Source organism: Marinobacterium litorale DSM 23545, from assembly GCF_000428985.1.
GTDB classification, from domain to species: domain Bacteria; phylum Pseudomonadota; class Gammaproteobacteria; order Pseudomonadales; family Balneatricaceae; genus Marinobacterium_D; species Marinobacterium_D litorale.
Genome location: NZ_AUAZ01000002.1, coordinates 192,072 through 212,138, shown reverse-complemented (window position 1 = coordinate 212,138; position 20,067 = coordinate 192,072). Strand labels below are relative to the sequence as shown.

18 protein-coding genes are annotated in these 20,067 nt (G+C 56.0%); 6 read left to right on the top strand and 12 right to left on the bottom strand.

Features of this window, described 5'->3' with window-relative positions; genetic code table 11:
- Positions 1 to 32: 32 nt before the first annotated feature.
- The 4 genes from dctP to gtfA form a co-directional block, all read right to left on the bottom strand.
- Positions 33 to 1,058: a TRAP transporter substrate-binding protein DctP gene (gene dctP, locus G403_RS0102515; RefSeq protein WP_036232264.1), complete on the bottom strand. Its 1,026-nt coding sequence runs from the start codon at positions 1,056 to 1,058 to the stop codon at positions 33 to 35.
- Between the two features lie 124 nt (positions 1,059 to 1,182).
- Positions 1,183 to 1,974 (bottom strand): transglutaminase domain-containing protein, encoded by a 792-nt coding sequence (locus tag G403_RS0102510; RefSeq protein WP_027852591.1) that lies wholly within the window; start codon positions 1,972 to 1,974, stop codon positions 1,183 to 1,185.
- A gap of 85 nt (positions 1,975 to 2,059) precedes the next feature.
- Positions 2,060 to 3,286, bottom strand: coding sequence for a GGDEF domain-containing protein (locus G403_RS21930; RefSeq protein WP_027852590.1), 1,227 nt, complete (start codon positions 3,284 to 3,286; stop codon positions 2,060 to 2,062).
- Between the two features lie 137 nt (positions 3,287 to 3,423).
- On the bottom strand, positions 3,424 to 4,866 hold the full coding sequence (gene gtfA / locus G403_RS0102500) for a sucrose phosphorylase (RefSeq protein ID WP_027852589.1): 1,443 nt from the start codon (positions 4,864 to 4,866) through the stop codon (positions 3,424 to 3,426).
- A 191-nt stretch (positions 4,867 to 5,057) separates the two neighbouring features.
- On the opposite strand from gtfA, the gene G403_RS0102495 reads away from it, so the two are divergent.
- The 3 genes from G403_RS0102495 (at position 5,058) to G403_RS0102485 (ending at position 7,097) form a co-directional block, all read left to right on the top strand.
- The gene (locus G403_RS0102495) at positions 5,058 to 5,822 is read left to right on the top strand and encodes a DUF4197 domain-containing protein (RefSeq protein ID WP_027852588.1); all 765 of its coding nucleotides are present in this window, start codon (positions 5,058 to 5,060) and stop codon (positions 5,820 to 5,822) included.
- Positions 5,823 to 5,952: 130 nt separating this feature from the next.
- A complete protein-coding gene (locus tag G403_RS21925) occupies positions 5,953 to 6,216 on the top strand; it encodes a hypothetical protein (RefSeq protein WP_036232262.1) in 264 nt (87 codons plus the stop codon).
- Positions 6,217 to 6,254: 38 nt separating this feature from the next.
- Positions 6,255 to 7,097, top strand: a complete 843-nt coding sequence (locus G403_RS0102485; RefSeq protein WP_027852587.1) for a DMT family transporter — start codon at positions 6,255 to 6,257, stop codon at positions 7,095 to 7,097.
- Here the strand turns inward: G403_RS0102485 and G403_RS0102480 are convergent.
- The 3 genes from G403_RS0102480 to G403_RS0102470 all read right to left on the bottom strand — a co-directional run bounded on the left by G403_RS0102480 (position 7,082) and on the right by G403_RS0102470 (position 12,085).
- Positions 7,082 to 8,209 (bottom strand): PQQ-dependent sugar dehydrogenase, encoded by a 1,128-nt coding sequence (locus G403_RS0102480; protein ID WP_051298432.1) that lies wholly within the window; start codon positions 8,207 to 8,209, stop codon positions 7,082 to 7,084. The two genes, G403_RS0102485 and G403_RS0102480, sit on opposite strands and share 16 nt — an antisense overlap.
- Positions 8,210 to 8,219: 10 nt before the next feature.
- Complete coding sequence (locus G403_RS21920; RefSeq protein ID WP_245578185.1) at positions 8,220 to 9,092, bottom strand: DMT family transporter; 873 nt, start codon at positions 9,090 to 9,092, stop codon at positions 8,220 to 8,222.
- A 74-nt stretch (positions 9,093 to 9,166) separates the two neighbouring features.
- Positions 9,167 to 12,085, bottom strand: a complete 2,919-nt coding sequence (locus G403_RS0102470; RefSeq protein ID WP_027852585.1) for an insulinase family protein — start codon at positions 12,083 to 12,085, stop codon at positions 9,167 to 9,169.
- Between the two features lie 293 nt (positions 12,086 to 12,378).
- Between G403_RS0102470 and G403_RS21915 the strand changes: the two genes are divergently transcribed.
- Positions 12,379 to 12,750: a phasin family protein gene (locus G403_RS21915; protein WP_051298427.1), complete on the top strand. Its 372-nt coding sequence runs from the start codon at positions 12,379 to 12,381 to the stop codon at positions 12,748 to 12,750.
- A 276-nt stretch (positions 12,751 to 13,026) separates the two neighbouring features.
- Positions 13,027 to 13,524 (top strand): phasin family protein, encoded by a 498-nt coding sequence (locus tag G403_RS21910; RefSeq protein ID WP_051298426.1) that lies wholly within the window; start codon positions 13,027 to 13,029, stop codon positions 13,522 to 13,524.
- A 119-nt stretch (positions 13,525 to 13,643) separates the two neighbouring features.
- Here the strand turns inward: G403_RS21910 and G403_RS0102455 are convergent, their stop codons facing one another.
- From G403_RS0102455 to ppsA, 4 genes are all read right to left on the bottom strand, one after another.
- Positions 13,644 to 14,471, bottom strand: coding sequence for a CvfB family protein (locus tag G403_RS0102455; protein WP_027852584.1), 828 nt, complete (start codon positions 14,469 to 14,471; stop codon positions 13,644 to 13,646).
- A 51-nt stretch (positions 14,472 to 14,522) separates the two neighbouring features.
- Complete coding sequence (locus G403_RS0102450; RefSeq protein WP_027852583.1) at positions 14,523 to 15,752, bottom strand: NAD(P)/FAD-dependent oxidoreductase; 1,230 nt, start codon at positions 15,750 to 15,752, stop codon at positions 14,523 to 14,525.
- Entirely contained in the window at positions 15,749 to 16,072 is a 324-nt protein-coding gene (locus G403_RS0102445) for a 2Fe-2S iron-sulfur cluster-binding protein (RefSeq protein ID WP_027852582.1), read from the bottom strand. The genes G403_RS0102450 and G403_RS0102445 overlap by 4 nt, the downstream gene beginning before the upstream one ends.
- A gap of 118 nt (positions 16,073 to 16,190) precedes the next feature.
- A complete protein-coding gene (ppsA, locus tag G403_RS0102440) occupies positions 16,191 to 18,524 on the bottom strand; it encodes a phosphoenolpyruvate synthase (RefSeq protein WP_425411691.1) in 2,334 nt (777 codons plus the stop codon).
- 240 nt (positions 18,525 to 18,764) lie between these two features.
- Between ppsA and ppsR the strand changes: the two genes are divergently transcribed.
- Positions 18,765 to 19,583, top strand: coding sequence for a posphoenolpyruvate synthetase regulatory kinase/phosphorylase PpsR (ppsR, locus tag G403_RS0102435; RefSeq protein WP_027852580.1), 819 nt, complete (start codon positions 18,765 to 18,767; stop codon positions 19,581 to 19,583).
- On the opposite strand, the gene G403_RS0102430 is transcribed toward ppsR, so the two are convergent.
- Complete coding sequence (locus G403_RS0102430) at positions 19,576 to 20,049, bottom strand: GNAT family N-acetyltransferase (protein ID WP_027852579.1); 474 nt, start codon at positions 20,047 to 20,049, stop codon at positions 19,576 to 19,578. The genes ppsR and G403_RS0102430 overlap by 8 nt on opposite strands.
- Positions 20,050 to 20,067 lie beyond the last annotated feature (18 nt).

The window sequence follows — 20,067 nt, the reverse complement described above, 5'->3', positions numbered from 1 at the left end:
GCGCTCACTCACAAGATGTAGACTGGGTGCGCTCATGGTGCTTTGATCACTTCAGTAGCAAGATCGACCAGCTCGCGACTTACCCCCATTGTGTCAACCATTTCGGGTTGTCGCTGCAGCGCCCGCTCACGCCACTGGACCAGTGCGTCCGGTTCGGGTTGATACAGTTTGATACCTCGCCTTAGCATCTCTTCGCGGGCGTGCACCTGGGATTCGGCCGCCTGTCGGCGCTCTTCGTCGACAATGGCGTCCCAGCTGTCAAGGACCACTCTCTGAAGATCAGGCGGCAGGCCGTTCCAGAACTGACCGTTGACCATGGGCACGTACTGAGCGAAGTACTCCATGTCCTCAAACCCGTATCGTATACCCTGCTCCCAGAGACTGGCGCTACGCACGGTTTCATGGGTCGTCAGCACACCGCTGACCCGCCCCTGCTTCAGTGCGTTGGGCAGATCCGGCCAGGCAATGACCGTCGGTTCTGCACCAAAAGCTTCCAGTCGACCCCGATTGGCGACGCCTCCCGGAATACGGATTTTACGGCCGCTCAAGTCCTCATGTTTGCTGACGGGACTGTCGGTAAAGTAAAGGTGCGCGTGGCCCAGGTCTAACCAGCGGCCCGGCACCTCGACGCCGAGCAGCGTCTCGATACTGGTACTCACACGCTCACCGATAACGCCATCACGAATACGGTGATGCTCGCTCGCTTCGCGCCCGTAAAACAGGGGCAACATATACAGGCCCACGTCAGGGATGTACCGATCCAGGTGCCACATGCCCGGCACGGCCATCTCCACCTTGCCGCCGATCAGGGCGGATATCACATCGCGATCCCGAAACAGACGCGCATCGTGGTAAAAATCCACCTGTATACGCTGCTTGCTGGACTGCTCAACCGAATCGGCGAATCGCTCCAGTGCCTGCGTCTGAACGTGATCACGGGTGTTTTCAGTGGAGAGGCGCAAACGATATTCGGCCGCCTGCACAGTTGAGAAAGCCAGCACACTACACAGCAAAAAGACATAGTGAATAGCTGAGCGTAACAGGAGAGTCGGTTCCATATCTCTTATCCTGGTTCCTTTGCGAGTATGCCGTCTATGGCACGCCGCGTCCGAGACGGGGCCCGGAAACCGGTGTTTTCTGACCTTTTGTACAGCTTTTGTCGTTGTTGAGCTTCATTCTAGCCTAACGGTTCGCTAAACGCTTCACCGTAATATGTTGCTCAAGCGGGATAACCGGCGGTCCAAACTGGTTATAGATCGCCACATCCGCGGCATCACGACCATAGCCGATCGCTACATAGCCCGGCCGAAGCTGCTTTTGGGTGGGATCAAAAGTGTACCAGCGCCCGCCCACGTAGGCCTCAAACCAGGCGTGCAGATCCATCGGTTCGAGCTCGTAGAGATAGCCGACCACCATCCGGGCGGGGATGCTCAGGTTTCGACACAAGGCGATAGAGAGGTGGGCCAGATCCCGGCAGACGCCTGCTCCTCGAGCCGCGATCTCTGTGGCAGATACAGGCACCGCGCTGGTCGCGGGTTCATAGACAATCTGTTCATGAACCCAGCGTTCGATGGCGGCAACCTGATCATACCCCGGCAGCATGCCATCGGTGATCCGGTTTGCCAGATCCGACAATCTGTCAGATTCGCAAAAGCGGCTGGGTAGCAAATACTCAAGCGCGCTATCGGGTAGATTTTGAATCTCAATAAATGGCGCGCCCGGTGCCAGGTCGATATGATCCGCTGTCATCACCTCAGCTTCTGTCATGATCGAGAAGCTGCCGGGCGGCGCAATAAGCCGCTGACAGAGGTTGCCGTAGCCGTCGGTGAACTCGAACGCGCCAATATTCGGTTCTATTCGGTACTCTTCGCGTGCAATCCACTGCTGGGCACCGCTACGCGGTCGTAGCATCAGAACGAAAGGCGTCGGATATTCAATTTCAAAGTTTAATTCACAGCGCGTCTGCAGCCACATGCACTTTCCTGAGCTCGGGTTTACGATGATAAGGCGTAGTGTCGCCGATCACCGCCCGGAATCAAAGGGTGGCGGGCGCGAGGTTTCAGGTTTCAGCGACACTGACGCGGTCTCTGCCCTCTCGTTTCGCCTTATAAAGTGCCTGATCGGCGAGGTCCAGAGCATCTTCCAGCGACGCGCCACGCGTCAGTTCAATCACGCCGATTGACACCGTCATACGGATCTCGGCGTCATCCAACCTGAGCACCTGTTTACGCATGTGAGCGCACAGGCGGTCAGCAACGCTACGAGCCTGATTCACATCAGTCTGAGGCAGCACCATGAAAAACTCTTCACCACCGGCCCGGAACAGACGGTCGTTTTCCCTCAGCTGAGAGTGGCACTGGTCGACCAGAAAACGCAGCGCCTGATCACCAACGGGGTGTCCCCAGGTATCGTTGATCTGCTTGAAATGGTCCACATCCATCACCAACAGACTCAATGCCATCTGCTTACTGCGGTGCCGACGAAGCTCCCTGTGGGCGACGGCATCGAATTCTCGGCGGTTACCGGTACCCGTCAGCGGATCGGTATGCGAGAACTTTTCCAGCTTGTGCATCAGCTGGTTGCGCTCTGTGACATCGAGCATCACCCCCACCTGACCACCGACTCTCCCGTCCGGCTTGAAAAACACCGCTTTATGAAACTCGATGTCCCGAAAGCTCCCGTCCGCATAACGCACCGGTGCCTCATAACGCTGGCAGCCGCGCTGCTCCAAGAGCGTCTCATCCGCCTCATAGTAGCGTTGCGCCAGGTCAGCGGGGGCCACGTCAAACACGGAATGACCTACCACTTTTTCCTGCGGCAGGCCGATAAATTCATGAAAGGCCACATTGCAGCCACGATAGATGTGGTGTTCATCCTTATAAAAGATCGGCACCGGAACGGCATCGATCACTGCTTGCAGAATCTCACCGTCTCCGCGTGCGGCGCTGGCCGCCTCCTGCAGACGGCGCTGAGTGAGCAGCTCGGCAGCCAGTTTTTCGACGTTCTCATCACTCAAGCAGGCGCTGGCCCCTCTGTTTAACCACTCGTTACAGAGGTTTAGGGACCAGTCCTTTACAAGGACCAGGGTGCATCGAGCGGCAATCAATGGTAGGTCTTCGGGACGGATATGTTCAGCGCTCAACAGGGCAAAACCACCGGGGCGCACCTGCTCAAGCTTAGTCACCGGTGCCCAGAGTGTACCGGGCAGATATTCCTTTAGGGTGCATTGGAGCGATTCCACCAACGGACGGAGGGTATCGTCATAATGCACAACGAAACTGCTCATTTTGCCATTCTGCTCTTTTTCAGTGGCGGGACGAGCGCGGCCCTGCGCTCGGAGAATACATCAGCATACTCCTTTGTTTAAAATGCGTTCAAGATACCCCACTCGGTTTCTCTGATATAAATCAAATTCTGTCTCTGTTAACACTCAAATTCAAGCATTTCTGATGCATCTTCATCTGTATAGGTCACGCGCGCCGTCTTGAAGTTCAAATCAACAAACAGGTGGCAATAATGCTCCGCGTGACGCCAGCCCATGGAAACACTGGTGTCGCTGGATGAGTGAAGCTCAAACCGCCCCGCAAACGCGGGATGGGTATTACGAAACCGCATTAACGCCAGCAGGCGCTGAACCACAGGCTGCTGAATCGCCTCATCCACCTCCTCAACCGAGTAGTAGTGCCGGTTTATATCCCGGGCTTCGCCTGTCCTCTCAAGCAGATCGTAATCGTTACGACCGGCAAGCAAACCCACGTAGTAAACCTGGGGAATACCCGGTGCGAAGAACTGTATGGCACGGGCTGCTATATACGCATCATCATTACACATCAGTGCTTCGTAAAAGGTGCAGGTCAACTGATAGATCGCCCCGACACTGTGCGCACTGACCGCCGAGCGACGCAGAATCGGATCAGCGCTGCGGCTGTCCACACTTTCGATCAAGCCCTTGATTCGATCGTCCGGCAGAACCCCTTCCACATCGGGGATGCAGATGCCGTCATGGGTATCGAGCACCGTCACCATATTGCGTGGTGCCATGCGCAGCCAATGCTTCAGGTAAACACTGTTGTCATCCAGCAGTGTGTAGAGCAGCAGTGGCGGCAGGGCGAACCCGTATGGCCGCATATCACGGCGGCTGATGGCATATTGATAGCTGGTATGGTCATGCACTTCCGGCAGCAGCTCCGCGTCATGCATATGCGCGACACTGTTAAACCAGTCCAGGTTGCGATAGACGTCGGGCTCAACCAGAAAACAACTGGTACCGATCCGCTTGGTGGTATACCCGAAGGCATCCAACCGGAACAGTTTGACGCCTTTGCCTGCCAGAAAGGCGATGTAGTGTCCCATCAGATCACGGGTTTTGTCTGACTCGTAATTCAGATCGATCTGATGTTCGGTGAAGGTGCACCATACCCGCCCTTTGCTGCCATCCGCGAAGCGAACGTCCCGGAACGGCTCCTTTTCTTTGCGGATATGGATCTTGGCCAGGTCATCATGGCTGATCGGCCCGAGATCATCCACGTGGATGAACAGCTCGGCAAACTCCGAGTCATACCCCTTTGCCACAAAGTCCTTAAACTCTTCGGATTCATCCGAAATATGGTTCAGGATAAGGTCAACACAGAGGTCGTAACGGTTGGCAAGCAATCCGATATCCTCCCAGCTGCCAAACCTTGGGTCCACTTCGGTATGGGTCAGTGGTGAAAAGCCGGCGTCGGCATTGGAGGGATAAAACGGTAACAGATGCACGCCGCCGATGGCGTCGCCCACGTGGCGCTCAAGGCAACGATAGAGGTCTTTCAGGTCACGGCCCAACCGGTCCGGATAACATATAAGCTGTACCTGATTTCGTAACGTCATTGAACCTTCCTCCACCGTGCTCCGGTTATCGTCCTTAAACCATAGAGTCACAGGTGGCGGCAGTGCAAATCCTCGGTTGTACTTTACCGGCGGGCGGACTCAGGTAGTCGATAAACAGGATGCTGGATAGCCTGGGGGAGATCGCCTACAGTTACCGCATATACTGGCATTCATTGGAACAAAGGAACCCTATGACCAAGCCTGCATTAGTAACGCTGATCCCGCTGTTTTTCGCACTCGCCCAGACATCACCGGCTCAGGCCGACTGGAAAAAACTCCTTAACCAGGGTGAAACATTAATTCACGATGTCACCAACACCTCGCCGGAGGGCGAAGCACCACCCGAGGGCGTTGAGAACAGCACCCTGACATCGGGCCTGCGTGAGGCGCTGGCTGTGGGAACCCAGCGTGCTGTGGAACAACTGGCAAAGACGGATGGTTACATGGGCAATGCTGACGTAAAGATTCCGCTGCCGGGTATGTTGCACACGACGGCCAACATGTTTCGCAGGGCCGGACTCAGCAGCCAGGTCGAAGCATTCGAGCTCAGTATGAATCGTGCAGCTGAAGGCGCGGTGACCGAAGCCGCCCCGATATTCAGCGACGCAATCAGTACCATGACCCTGGAGGATGTTCGTCGAATCTACAGCGGTGGTGATACTGCAGCCACCGAATATTTTCGCGAGCGAACCTACAGCCAACTCAAGGAACGTTTCCAGCCGAAAATCGAAACGGCCATGAACGAAAACGGCGTCACCTCGGCCTACAATACGCTACTCGATATGGCGAAGAATGAGGTGGCTCTGCTGGGTAATCTGAACCTGGATCTCGGCGATCATGTGACTGAGAAAGCACTCGACGGCCTGTTTACCGTTCTCGCCCAGGAAGAGAAACGGATTCGGCAGGACCCGGCCGCTCGAACCACCGAATTACTCAAGAAAGTGTTTGCGAATTGAGCCAGTACCAAAGTACCCTTGAGTTATAAATATGTTCGGGCGACTCTGTTACCCGTGTAACCGGTATGCGTAGTGCTCCGGGAAGCGCAAACGAGAGCCGCCCTGAATCCTCAAGTCAGAGCTATATATCATGAGCACAATCTCACCCATCAGCGCAGGGATGCAGCCGTTAAGCACGGCCTACTCGCAGATTCAGCGTTCCGGCGAAGAGATTGCCGCCAGCACAACCAGCGGCAGCTCCGGTACGAGCTCAGGGGCTAATGGTGCTTCCGCCTCCTCTCTGACCGAATCCCTTGTTGGTCAGCAGGAAGCCCAAACCTACGCCCTGGCCGGCGTTAAGGTGGTTCAGGCGGCCGATGAGGTTATCGGCACAATTCTCGACGTAAGCGCATAACGGAACCGGCACCGGGTAATAACAAAAAAGGAAAACCCATGCCTTTCACCCGCGTAGTCCTGCTCACGACGATCGCGATGGTCGCGTTCGCCGGCAACTCCTTATTGTGCCGTGTGGCATTACGTGAAACCACCATTGACCCCGCAGCCTTTACGCTTATCCGGCTAGTGTCAGGTGCCCTTATGCTGGCGCTGATCATCGGCCTTAAGTCCGGGGCCCGTTTTGCCGGCAGCGGGCTGTCTGCCCTTGCCCTCTTCGCCTATGCAGCCCTGTTCTCATACGCCTATGTGGAGCTGGCGGCGGGCATGGGGGCTTTGATCCTATTCGGCGCGGTGCAGGCCACGATGATTGGTTACGGGTTGTTCAAGGGGGAACGCTTCACGCCACTTAAATGGCTGGGCCTGCTACTCGCGCTGATTGGGCTGATCGGGTTGATGTTGCCCGGATTAACGGCTCCACCGTTGATAGCCGCCCTGCTGATGGCCGGTGCCGGTATCGCCTGGGGTGTTTATTCATTGCGCGGGAAAGGTGCCGGCGACCCGATTCAAGTCAGCGCCGGTAACTTTCTGCTCTCAATACCCTTTGCCCTGGCGCTGGGTCTGGCGGCCCAATTCAGTGGCACCTTGCAGCTGGATATGGCCGGTGCGCTATGGGCGATTGCTTCCGGTGCGGTCGCTTCAGCGCTGGGGTATATGATCTGGTATACCGCGCTGCCGTATCTGAGTGCAACAAACGCCGCCACGATACAACTCAGCGTTCCGGTGCTGGCCGCTGTTGCAGGGGTACTGCTGCTCAATGAAGCGCTGACGCTACGCCTTGTACTGGCATCGTTGGCGATTCTCGGTGGCATCGCGCTGGTTATTCGTCAGCGGGCGGCCTGAGGCTCCAGACGCAGGATGCGGCCACTGTCGGTGGAAAAATAGAGTCGTCCCTTCGGACCCACACGCAATGCGCGAATGCGCTCGCCCATGGATTCGAGCAATCGCTCCTCACTGACCGCATTGCCCTGGGCGTCCAGTTCAACGCGATTGAGGTGAGTGAGCTTTAAAGCACCGGCAATCAGGTTACCCTGCCATGCCTTGAACGCCTCGCCGGTATAGTAGACCAGGCTGCCGGGGGCGATGGAGGGAATATACACCTTGGTCGGTGACGCCATACCGGGTCGCTCTTCCCCTTCGCCCACATCGAACGGCCCCCAATATTCCTTGCCATAGGAGAGAACCGCCCAACCGTAGTTTTCGCCCTTCCTGATCAGATTGATTTCATCGCCACCGCGCGGGCCATGCTCAATGGACCAGAGCCGATTATTCTGTGCATCGTACGTCAGTCCCTGCGGATTACGATGGCCATAACTCCAGATTTCGGGCAGTGCGCCAGGCTGATCTAAAAATGGATTATCCGGTGGTACCGCGCCATCCACTGTCAGGCGGATCACGGTGCCGGCATGGGTAGATAGATCCTGGCCGTTGGGACGATGCCCACGATCACCCACGGAAAAGAACAGGTGCCCTGCCTGATCAAACGTGATTCGACTACCAAAGTGCCGCCCGGTATCAGTGGCCGACTGGCTCACCAAGAGGTCCTTCCAATCGACCAGTTCGCGCGCTTTCAACGTTGCTCGCGATAAGACAGTCACACCCTGCCCCTCGCCGTTATCCTTGACCCAGGTGAAGTAGAACTGATCCGACTGTCCGGGTGAACGCGCAACATCGAGAAGGCCGCCCTGCCCGCCGATCCGCACCGGAGGGGCTCCCCCAACAGCATGAATCGTACCCGTATCGATCTCCAAAAGACCAATCTCACCGTCGCGTTGAGTAAACATCAGGGTCTTCTCATCAACAAACTCCATCCCCCAGGGAACCCCCAGGCCATGGGCAAGTTCTCGTACCTGAAAGGCGCCGGCAGAAGGACTTTCGCCGGAAAAAACGATCTCGGCTCGGGTGGGACTGGTGACAGCCAAAACACTGACGAGTGATAAGGACAGCAAACGCATAATCGCTCCTTTAACGCTCAGGTTGCCCTACCGGCCCGCGGTCCGCCCGGGGCCGGGTATTGGATCTATTCAAGGTTAGCACGCCTCCGGCAAACACCAGCAGCATTCCCAAAATAGTCATCATTGCGATCGTCTCATCCCACAACCACCAGCCTACCAGCGCTGCCAATACCACGGAGGAATAGGTAAAGGGGCCCAGCTGCGCCGCCGGTACCATGGAGTATGCGCGGGTGAACAGCAGTTGTGCCAGTGTGGACGCCGCGCCCAACCCCAGCAGCCAGATTAGCGTTGTAGTGTTCGGCGTCACCCAGTGCATGGCTGCAGGTATCGAGGACAGCAATGCCCCGAACAGCGAGAAATAAAACACGATACGGCGTGGCGGTTCGGTCAAATGCATGCGCCGCACCGTCACCTTGGCTGTAGCGCCTAAAGCTGCGCCCAGCAAACCGACGAACAAGCCGGTTTCGATACTGCCTTCCTGAGGGTTGAGAATCAGCGCAACACCGGCAAAGCCGATCAGAAGCGCTAGCTTAACCCGCCTGGGGACCGCCTCCCCCAGCCACCAGAAAGCTACCACGGGAATAAAAAACGGCGCTGTTTGCTTCAGCAGGGCTGCTTGGCCCAGCGGCAGCGTAGACCAGGAGTAATAGAGACACGCCATCGAGCTGACGCCGACCAGTGCTCTCATCAGATGCAGATGGATGTTCTTGGTGGCAAGCTCGCCATAGGCGCGTAGTAGCAAAGGGGCCAGCAACAGAAGCCCCATTAGATTACGCATAAAGACAATCACTGGAACCGGCAACTCCTCACTGACCACGCGAATAATGAGCCCGGCGCCAACCAGTGAAGTTTCCGACAGCACGATCAGTGCAGCCGCTTTCAATAGCAATCCTTTCAAACAGTGTTCTCCAAAAAAATCGCCCCGCTGGGCGGGGCGATTTCGATCAGCGCCAACAATCAGATCTCGATCCGCTCGAACTGTTCTGGCAGTTCTGTGGCACCCTTAGAACTCGTTACAACAGCGACACTGGCGTTTTCAGGCTTGAGATATTCAAGCGCAACTCGCTTGATCGCCGCGGAATCCACTTCCAATATCTGTTTACGGAACCTCTGACGCTGCTCCGGAGTTCGTCCGAATAACGTGGCGTGATAGGTCTGTTTTGCTTCACCGGCCGGTGAGCCCGGCTTGTCGATGGAACTGACAACCCCGAGCACCGCTTCTTCCAGACGCCTCTGATCGATATCGGTTTCATTCAGCCAGCGCGCCGCCGCATCGAAATCATCCAGCGTGCCCTGAATCCGCGGATCGCGGTAAGAGAAGAACCGGAACACCGCGTCGCCGCTATCCTGGGAAGCTCCCGCGCCATAGGCACCGCCCTGCTCACGGATCGCCCGGTGCAGGTAATTGTTGCGCAGGTATTCGCCCAACACCGTCAGCGCCGCGGCATCCGGATGTTCAACGGTCACCGTGGGGAACGCCTTGGCACAGAAGTTCACCTGGGTACTGGTCAACCAGGCCTGCTTCACGCTCTGCCGGGTTTCAGGCAGCGAGAAGGGTTCGAACGCCTGGGCCTGCGGCAGGTCAGACCAGCGCTTGGTCAGCGCCTGAGCCAAAGGCTCGCGATACTCCTCTTCCGCGACAATCAGGAAACGGCGAGGCGCATTCTGGATACGTGCATGCAGCGCCGTCAGTCGTGCCGACAGGGCTTCCAGTTCTGCCGGGTCATCCAGCTGAGCGTCCAACGCCTTGACGCGGCGCACGCCATCGAGCCCGCGCGAGCGGTGAGCAAGCTGAGACGCGGGAGCGAGAGAGGCACAGGCGGCTAACATCGCCATACTGTGCCCCTGCCCGGTAATCGACTGCTCCCGACGACTGCGCATGTGAGAGACAATCTCACGAATACGGCGAGTTTCATCAAAGCGTGCCGCTGACAGCGTCTCGACCATCAGCGCCATCAGCGCCTCGCGATTGACCGACAAGGCTTTACCCGACATGACCAGATAGCCGCTGACGGCCTGCTCGTTATCCGGGCGACCTCGAACGCTGGTATATGCGGAGAAACCACCGGTAATCTGGCTCTGATACGCCTGGTTTTCACGGTAGTCACGGTCGCCGCAACCCAGTTCGGTGAGGCAATGGGTGTATAGCGGCAGAAGTGCCTGCTCCTGCTCGCTGAGCGTCGGCAGGTCGATAATCGCCTGCTGGTAAACCAGCCCATTGGTCCCGGCAGAGAACCAGGTACCATCAAGCCTGGGCAGGCTGAGCTGTTCCGCCCGGGGCAGATGCAGCTCGGTGGGAACATCTTCCAGTGTCACCGTCGGCAGAATTGACTCATCGTCCTCCTGCATCTGGCGCGCTTCTAGTTTCGCCGCCAGATCGATCACTTCCTGCTTATCTGCGTCACTCATTGCTGCTTTAATCTGGGCCAGTCGCGCCGCTTCAGCCGCATCACGACGCTCGGCGAGCTTATTATCCGGCCGCAGCGTCAACCGTACGCGGTGGGGATTGTCCAGCAACCATTTGCGAACCAGTGAGGGGATGTAGTCCGGGTCTTTGATCGCCTCACGCAGCTTTTCTAAAGCCGGGTCGATGTTGAGCGCCGATACGGCATCCCCCCGGTGGATCGCTGCCGACAAAGCGCCGAGAATAAGCTGCAGGCCAAAGGGGTAGCTGTCACCGGTAATCTCACGCTGGCTCAACTCCAGTTGGTGCAACTGCGCCTCGACCATTTCCTGAGGGACACCCTCATTGGCAACGCGCTCCAGTGTCTCCAGCACCAGTGCTTCAAACTCGGCTGCTTTTTCCGGCTCACTGCCTTCCAGGCCACACATGAAGCTCATCTCTCGATTGGAATCTTCTAGACCACACAGCGGTGAAGGCGCACTACCCAGGTCACTGGACTCCAGTACGGCCCGTAATGGAGAGCTGGAGTTATCGAGCAAGACCCGTGAAAGCAGATGTGCCTGCATCAGTTCATCCAGGTCGATGGAGCGCGGGAGAAGCCAGCCGAGAACGTGGTGAGTTTTCTCGCTCAGGTCGCTCTGGTCCAGGGCATAGGCTTCTTCAACCCGGATTGGCGCGAAGTAGCGTTTCTCATCGCTGACCGCGATCTCATCTTCATTCCGCTCAAACCGGGACAGCGCAAGCGTTTCGAAACGTTCCTGTAATACCGCTGCCTCAAGATTGCCAAAGGTCATGAAGACGGCATTACTCGGGTGGTAGTGGCTGCGGTAGAAACTGACCAGATCATCATAGGTCAGGTCCGGGATGCAGGAAGGCTCGCCGCCGCTGTTGTAATGATAGGTAGTCGACGGGAACAGGTAGCTGCTCAGTGATTGCCAGAGCGTAGACACTGCAGAGCTCATAGCGCCCTTCATCTCGTTAAACACTACGCCCTTGTAGACCAGGTCGGAATCCGCATTACCGGGTTCGGCGAATTCCACGCGATGGCCCTCCTGAGCGAAGTCCAGTGGATCAAGCCTAGAGAAGAATGCGGCATCCAGATAGACATCGAGCAGGTTGAAGAAATCTTTGCGGTTCTGGCTGGCAAACGGGTAGGCAGTCCAGTCTGAACTGGTGAACGCGTTCATAAAGGTATTCAGTGAACGCCGGGTCATCATAAAGAAGGGGTCACGTACCGGGTAGCGCTCGCTGCCGCACAGTGCTGTGTGCTCCAGGATATGAGCGACGCCGGTGGAATCCTCGGGCACGGTACGGAAGGCAACCAGGAAAACGTTCTCATCCTGCTCACCCGCAATGTGGAAGTGTTTGGCCCCGGTAACAATGTGCTCAAACTCCTGAATCTCCACGTTGAGTGAATGGATCGGCTGAGCTCTCAGGAAGCGAAAACTGGAATGACTGTTCACGGCTTGCATAAAAAGGTTTAACTCCGAAGCAACAAAATTTGGCCACCGCAGCAGCATCGATGGCCCATTGTATCTTTTCGTGCAGGGCTTGCCAGCCGCCGTTCCGGCAAGCGTTTTGCTGCATCGCGGCATGTGCATAGCCATTCAATAGAATCTGGCTCATATGTAGGGGTTCGGCGATGAAAAACTTTTTTGTGCGGTGCACAAAACAGAGTTGACATATGTTCTGATAGATCATAAAGTGACCATCAATGCTGCAACGCACAAAAACCCGTTCCTGAAAAATTACGAGGTACATTGCTATGTATGAAGAGATGAAAGACAAGATGAAGCCGGTTATGGATATGGCCGAAATCAACAAGAAGACCACTGAGACTCTGATCGCCCTGCAGTCCCAGTACGTGTCTGATTTCGTTAACTCCAGCCTGAGCCAGATGAAAACGCTGACTGAGACCAAAGAGCCGAAAGCTGCTTTCGAAGCTCAGGTTAAGTACCTGAAAGAAGTTGAAGCCAAGCTGACTGACGTGGCCGAAAAAGAGATGGCCGCACTGACAGAAGCTCGCGAAGCGCTGTCCGGTATCGTTGAGAAGAGCGTTGGCGACATCAGCTCTACTCCGTACTTCGCAGAGCTGCAGAAGTTCATGAAGCCGATGGATCTCAAGTCCAAGGCCTGAACAGTTCCCTGCTATACCCAGTAGTAGATCTGTTTGATGGCCGCTTATGCGGCCATCCTTTTATACCGGCAAGGAGCCGGCGATACATCGCTAACGCGCGGTATCGCAATGCACCAGTCAACTCCTGATTGGTTGCCTCGAAGACGGAACAGCGGCGTTTTTAAATTTGTGCAACGCACAAATTATTAGTTGACACGACAGCTTTGGGTGGTTAATTTCTACTCACTAGTTTGGTGCAGTGCACAATCCACCCCAATAGATACCGAGGTTAGACCCATGTACGAAGATATGATCAAAGATATGAAAGAGAAGATGGCGCCGGTTGTGGAACTGGCTGAACTGAACAAGAAGACCACTGAAACGCTGGTCTCCCTGCAGGCTGACTACTTCTCTGACTTCGTCAACAGCAGCCTGGCCCAGGTCAAGGCGCTGACCGAAGTTAAGGAGCCGAAAGAAGCGTTTGAGCTGCAGGTTAAATACCTCAAAGAGCTGGAAGCCAAAACCACCGGCGTTGCCGAGAAAGAGGTTGCGGCACTGACTGAAGCTCGCGAGCAGTTCACTTCCCTGGTCGAGAAAAGCTTTTCTGAGATGGGTGACATGCCCTACTTCGATATGAGCAAATTCGACCTGAGCAAGTTCGATATGAGCAAGTTCGACATGTCCGCTTTTGATATCAGCAAGTACATGCCGGAAGCCTCCAAGCCGAAGACTGCTGCCAAGTCGACTGCTCGCAAGACCACTGCTGCATCTTCCGCTTCCGCTTCAGCGTCTTAATCGAACTGGACGCAGAGCGCCGATTGACTGCGGCGCGATCAGCGCATAAAGAAGCCCGGCAATGCCGGGCTTCTTTGTATCTGGATATATTGTCGCGCTGTAGCCTTTCGGACCCGCTGCTATTTTAAGTAAATGCCATCACTCTCTTGACGGATCATCCCCTGCTTCATCAAGGCACCCAGTGCCATCTTGAACGCTTTTTTGCTGACGCCAAAGGTCTCACGTATCGCTTCAGGGGTACTTTTATCGCCCAAGGGGCAAAATCCACCCTGGGCTTCCAGGTAATCCAAAATCTGCCTGGCAAGTGGATCAACCCGCTGATAACCGGGCTTATCGAGCATGACGTCGATCTTCCCATCCGGCAACAGCTGCTTGATAAAGCCGCTGATGCGCTGTCCCAGACGCACCTCGCGAAACAGATCCTGCCGGTGTAGCAAACCCGAATAGCGATGATCAATGATAACGGCATATCCCAAATCAGTTTGCCGGTGAATCAACAGCTCCACCAGCTGGCCAACCTGAAGGTCCGTGGGATTCTTTTCAAGGAATCGTTCGGTCCGGGCAGATGCCGCAATTCGCTCGCTGTTGTCAATATACACGTAAACCGTGCACCACTCTCCAGGCTTGAGGGGACGAAGCTGCTCGGCGTAGGGCAGAAAAAGCTCTTTAGGCATCCCCCAATCAAGGAACGCGCCGACTTCGTTGACGTCACTGACCTTGAGCCGGGCAAACTGGCCAACCATGACACGCGGTTTGGCTGAACTGGCCACCATGAAGTCATCTGAATCCAGATAGACAAATACCTGCAGGCGGTCACCGATCTGGCAGCCCTCTGGGACTTCTCGCTTTGGCAGCAGAATACCACCAGCCTCCCCCCCATCAAGATAGACGCCAAAAGGGACTTCACGGATAACCTGTAAACGGTTGAGCTGACCTAACTGAATCACAACGGCTCTCTACTGGATCATAGGGGATGGATTATAGGGGGCATCGTACAATCACGCGAGCATATCCCGCAGTGAGAACGATAGATCGGCAGCCTCATCGGGCGTCGGTGATATCCCCTGTTTGAGCAGGCGTCGTGACAGCATGTGATCCGAAGGTGCGTTGACCGACTCCACCGCGACCAGCTTGCGCTGGGCATAACAAAAGACTGAAAACCGGGCGCCTTTGTCATCGCCCCTGATCACTTCCAGATCGTGACCACGAGCAAGCCCGGCTATCTGCAGCTTATCCTGATACTGATCACTCCAGAACCAGGGTACTGCATCATAACTGACCTCTTCACCGACCAGCGTTGCCGCTGCAATTCGGCCCTGCTCAACAGCATTCTGGATCGACTCCAAGTGGATCGGTGTGTCCCCGTATAATGGATGCGTAAAGGCTGTACAGTCTCCCGCGGCCAGAATACCGGAAACGGAAGTACGACATGCGCCATCGACAGCCACTCCGTCGACACAGCGTAAACCGGCGCGCTCCGCCAACGCCGTATTCGGCTCTACACCAATCCCCACCAGGATCAGGTCGGCACGCAGGCTGCGCCCATCGTCAAGGGTCACGCCAACCGCCTGCCCCTCAACCACATTAACGGAAACCACCTCCGTGTTGAACTCGATATTGACGCCCTGAGCATGGTGCAGACGATAAAAATAGTCCGACACCGGTGTGCTGGTCGAGCGCGAGAGCAGCTGAGTCCCACGATTAAGCAGTGTGACCTTGATGCCGGCCTGAGCGAACGCTGCTGCTCCTTCGAGCCCGATATATCCGCCACCGACTACAATGACAGAACGAACGTTTTCCTTGGCTTTTTTAAGGGCATCGGCGTCTGCACGCGTTTGCAGATAGTGGACGCCTTTGGCCTCGGCCCCCGGCACACCCAAACGGCGAACGCGTGACCCTGTTGCCAGCACCAACCGAGCCCAGGAAACCTCGCTGCCATCATCAAGCCTCAAACACCTTGAGGCCGGATCAATATCGGTGACCGCTTTTCCGCAAACCAGATCGATACGGTTTTTCTCAAAGAAACCACTGTTACGCTGCTCCAGGCGCGATTCATCCCACTCCCCCTTCAAATACTGTTTGGACAGCGGTGGGCGCTGGTAAGGCAACCCGGGCTCTTCACCGATCAGCCTGACCTCACCCTCATATCCCTTACGGCGCAAGGTTTCCGCGACTGAGAGCCCGGCGTGGCCGGTGCCGACGATAATGATCGGGGAGTCACTGCTCATATCTGGGTTTCCGGGATCTGGACGACGGCGCCTTCCAGCTCGTCGGTGATCTCTATCTGACAGGAGAGCCGGCTGTTGGGTTTGCGCTCCGCCGCAGCACAGTCAAGCATCTCATCTTCGCCCGACTCCATCGGTTTAATCTTCTCCAGATAGCGCTCATCCATGTAGATATGGCAGGTGGCGCACACACAGGCACCGCCGCATTCAGCCTCGATCCCCTCAATTCCATTGTGGAATGCCGCCTCCATCAGGCTCCAACCGGGCTGAGCATCCACTTCCTGAGTGCGGCCGTCCGCTTCGACATAGGTGATTCTGACCATCATGCAGTCCTGTCATCCGGTGAAAAAATAAGGCGGTTACCCAATGGGAACCGCCTTAAAAAAGATATAGTGCCTGGGACGTCCTTGTCCATTACAGCGCCCCACGGGCGCCGAACTATCAGGGCTTCTCGTTGGCCAGGAAGAACCAGGTATCGAGTACCGAGTCTGGATTCAGGGAAACACTGGAGATCCCCTGCTCCATCAACCAGCGCGCCAGGTCCGGATGGTCCGACGGCCCTTGCCCACAGATACCCACATACTTACCCTGTTTCTTGCACGCCTCGATCGCCATACCGAGCAGTTTCTTGACGGCATCGTTACGCTCATCAAACAGATGGGCGATGATGCCGGAGTCCCGGTCAAGGCCCAGTGTCAGCTGGGTCAGATCATTGGAGCCGATGGAGAAGCCATCGAAGTGCTCAAGGAACTGGTCAGCCAGCAATGCATTTGACGGGATCTCGCACATCATGATCAGGCGCAGGCCGTTGTCACCGCGGCGCAAACCGTTGTCGGCCAGCATATCAACCACCTGCTTGGCTTCACCCGGCGTCCGAACGAAAGGAACCATGATCTCTACGTTGGTCAGGCGCATCTCGTCCCGCACGCGCTTGAGCGCCCGACATTCAAGTTCGAAGCAGTCCCGGAATGTCTCGGAGATGTAGCGCGCCGCGCCACGGAAACCGAGCATCGGGTTTTCTTCGCTGGGCTCGTAACGATCACCACCGATCAGATGCCCATATTCGTTGGATTTGAAGTCCGACATCCGAACGATCACTTTCTTGGGATAGAAAGCCGCCGCCAATGTGGAGATCCCCTCCACCAGCTTGTCGACGTAGAAGTCCACCGGGCTTGCATAACCTGCGATGCGGCGCTCGATGATCTGCTTCACATCGCGTGGCTGATCATCAAAGTTCAACAGCGCTTTGGGGTGAACACCAATCATGCGGTTGATGATGAACTCAAGACGTGCCAACCCGACCCCGGCGTTGGGCAACGCCTGAAAATCGAACGCACGATCCGGGTTGCCCACGTTCATCATGATATGGAACGGGAGTGAGGGCATCTGCTCAACCGAGTTGGTCTGGTGCTCAAACTCCAGCTTACCTTCATAGGCGCGGCCGGTATCACCCTCGGCACAGGACACGGTAACCTCCTGGCCGTTGGTCAGCCGCTCGGTGGCATCCCCGCAACCGACAATGGCAGGAATACCCAACTCACGCGCGATGATCGCTGCGTGGCAGGTACGGCCTCCACGGTTGGTGATGATAGCTGAGGCACGTTTCATCACCGGCTCCCAGTCCGGGTCGGTCATATCAGTAACCAGCACATCACCGGGCTGAACTTCATGCATCGCTTCCAGACCACTGACAATGCGTACCGGACCTGAACCGATGCGGTGGCCGATGGAACGCCCTTCCACTAGAATTTTGCCCTTCTCTTTCAGCAGGTAGCGCTCGATGACCGTGGCGTTGGTCTGGCTGCGGACGGTTTCCGGGCGCGCCTGCACCACGTACAGCTGACCGTCATCCCCATCCTTGGCCCACTCGATATCCATCGGGCGGCCGTAATGTTTTTCAATAATCACCGCGATACGCGCGAGCTGCTCCACATCTTCATCGTTGATACAGAAGCGCTTGCGGTCATTCATCGGCACGTCGACGGTCTCGACCGCACGGCCGGCAGAGCCTTCGTCGGTGTAGACCATCTTGATCGCTTTAGAGCCCAGCGTGCGGCGCAGAATCGCCGGTGTGTTCTGGCCCAGCGTCGGCTTGTAGACATAGAACTCATCCGGGTTAACGGCACCCTGTACAACGGTTTCACCCAGTCCATACGCGGCAGTAATGAAGACCACATGCTGGAAACCTGATTCTGTATCCAGCGTAAACATAACGCCGGACGCACCGGTTTCACTGCGCACCATCTGCTGAATACCGGCAGACAGCGCCACTTCTGCATGGGTAAAGCCCTTGTGCACGCGATAGGAGATCGCTCGATCGTTATAGAGAGATGCAAACACCTCCTTGATCGCATGTTTGATGTTGTCCAAGCCGCGGATATTGAGGAAGGTTTCCTGCTGACCGGCAAAGGAGGCATCCGGCAGATCTTCCGCCGTGGCTGAGGAGCGAACCGCAACCGACATCTCAGGGTTGCCGCCGGTCATATCACCAAACGCCTGATCGATCGCCTGCTCAAGCTCCGGCTGAAAATCCGCCTCCATAATCCATTGACGAATCATGCTGCCGGTTTCGATCAGTGCGCGGGTGTCGTCTGCGTCGAGCGCATCCAGCGCCTGGTTAATCTTGTCCGCCAGACCACCGTGCTCCAGAAAATCCCGATACGCCTGCGCCGTGGTGGCGAAGCCGCCAGGTACACGGACACCGGCGTCACTGAGCTGACTGATCATCTCTCCAAGGGAGGCATTTTTACCGCCTACCTTGTCCACATCCCCCATGCCTGACTGATCCAGGCGCAGTACATATTGCTGCAAAGCCGTAACTCCTGAATTGAACGTCCACCTGAATATTTATTGTTATTTTCACCGAAGGATTGGATGATACTGCACTTGAAAACAAAAATCGCCGGTTCTATGTATGTAATTTTGCTACAAAAACGTCGGCGAATTTGTAGTGAAAAACCGCGTTAAGTGCGAAAAGACGCCAACTCGGCGCCACTGTTTTTGAGTTGATTTACCATGAAACGAACGGCCTTTTTTATCTCCGACGGCACCGGTATTACCGCAGAAACGCTCGGCAACAGCCTGCTTTCTCAATTTGAAGCGATCCAGTTCCACAAGATCACACTGCCCTATATCGATACTGTGGAAAAAGCACGGGCTACCGTGGAAAAAATTGACGCCGCCTGCGAAGCAGACGGAGAGCCCGCGATTGTGCTCGATACCATCGTCGACGACGATGTCAGTGCAGAGCTATCAAAAAGCCAGGGCTTCAAGATTGATGTCTTTTCAACATTTCTCAAGCCGCTGGAAAAGGAGTTGAAAACGCACTCCTCCTACACCGTGGGCAAATCCCATGCGATTATCGAGATGAATCGTTACAAAGACCGTATCGATTCGGTGAATTTTGCGCTCGATAATGATGATGGTGCGCGAACCAAACAGTACGACAGTGCCGATATTATTCTGGTCGGCGTTTCACGCTGCGGCAAAACCCCGACCTGCCTGTATATGGCGCTTCAGTTTGGCGTCCGTGCGGCAAACTACCCGCTGACCGACGAAGATCTCGAGTCCCCGAAACTGCCGGATGTACTGCAGCAATATCGGCACAAGCTTTATGGCTTGACCATCGATCCGTTTCAGCTGGCCGCGATTCGCCATGAACGTCGGCCCAACAGCCGTTACGCCTCACTGGATCAGTGTGATTTTGAGGTGAGAACGGTAGAGCGCCTGTTTCAGCAACAGGACCTGCCATTCATCAATACCACCAACTTCTCGATTGAGGAAATCTCAACCCGTATCATCGCCCATACTGGTCTGATACGGCGCTTTAACTGAACGTCAGTCGCATATTGATGTGGGGGATACCGTCCTCGTCATAGAGCTCTCCCACCGGAATAAAACCCAGTTCGCCATAGAATGGCTGCAAATGAGCCTGAGCGCCGATGATCACCGGCGCCTCCGGCCAGGCTTGCCTGCACCGGTCCAACGCCTCCCGCATCAATGTGTATCCCATACCCTGCCCACGCAGCACGGGATCCACGACAACACGCCCGATTCGACTCTGCCCGCCGGCATCCGGCGCAAAAATCCGTGCCCCGGCAAGCACACGATCACCGGCCAGTGCCAACAGATGCAGTGCCTGTGAGTCACGTCCATCGATATCGGCATAGGGACAGTTCTGTTCAATCACAAACACCTGCTGGCGCAGGGCAAACCAGCGCTCCAACTGGGTCAAAGTCAGCGCTTCAAAATGCTTACAGTGCCATTCCAATTCAACATTATCGGTATTTTCAGTTCCCATTTTCCCCTCATGTTGCAC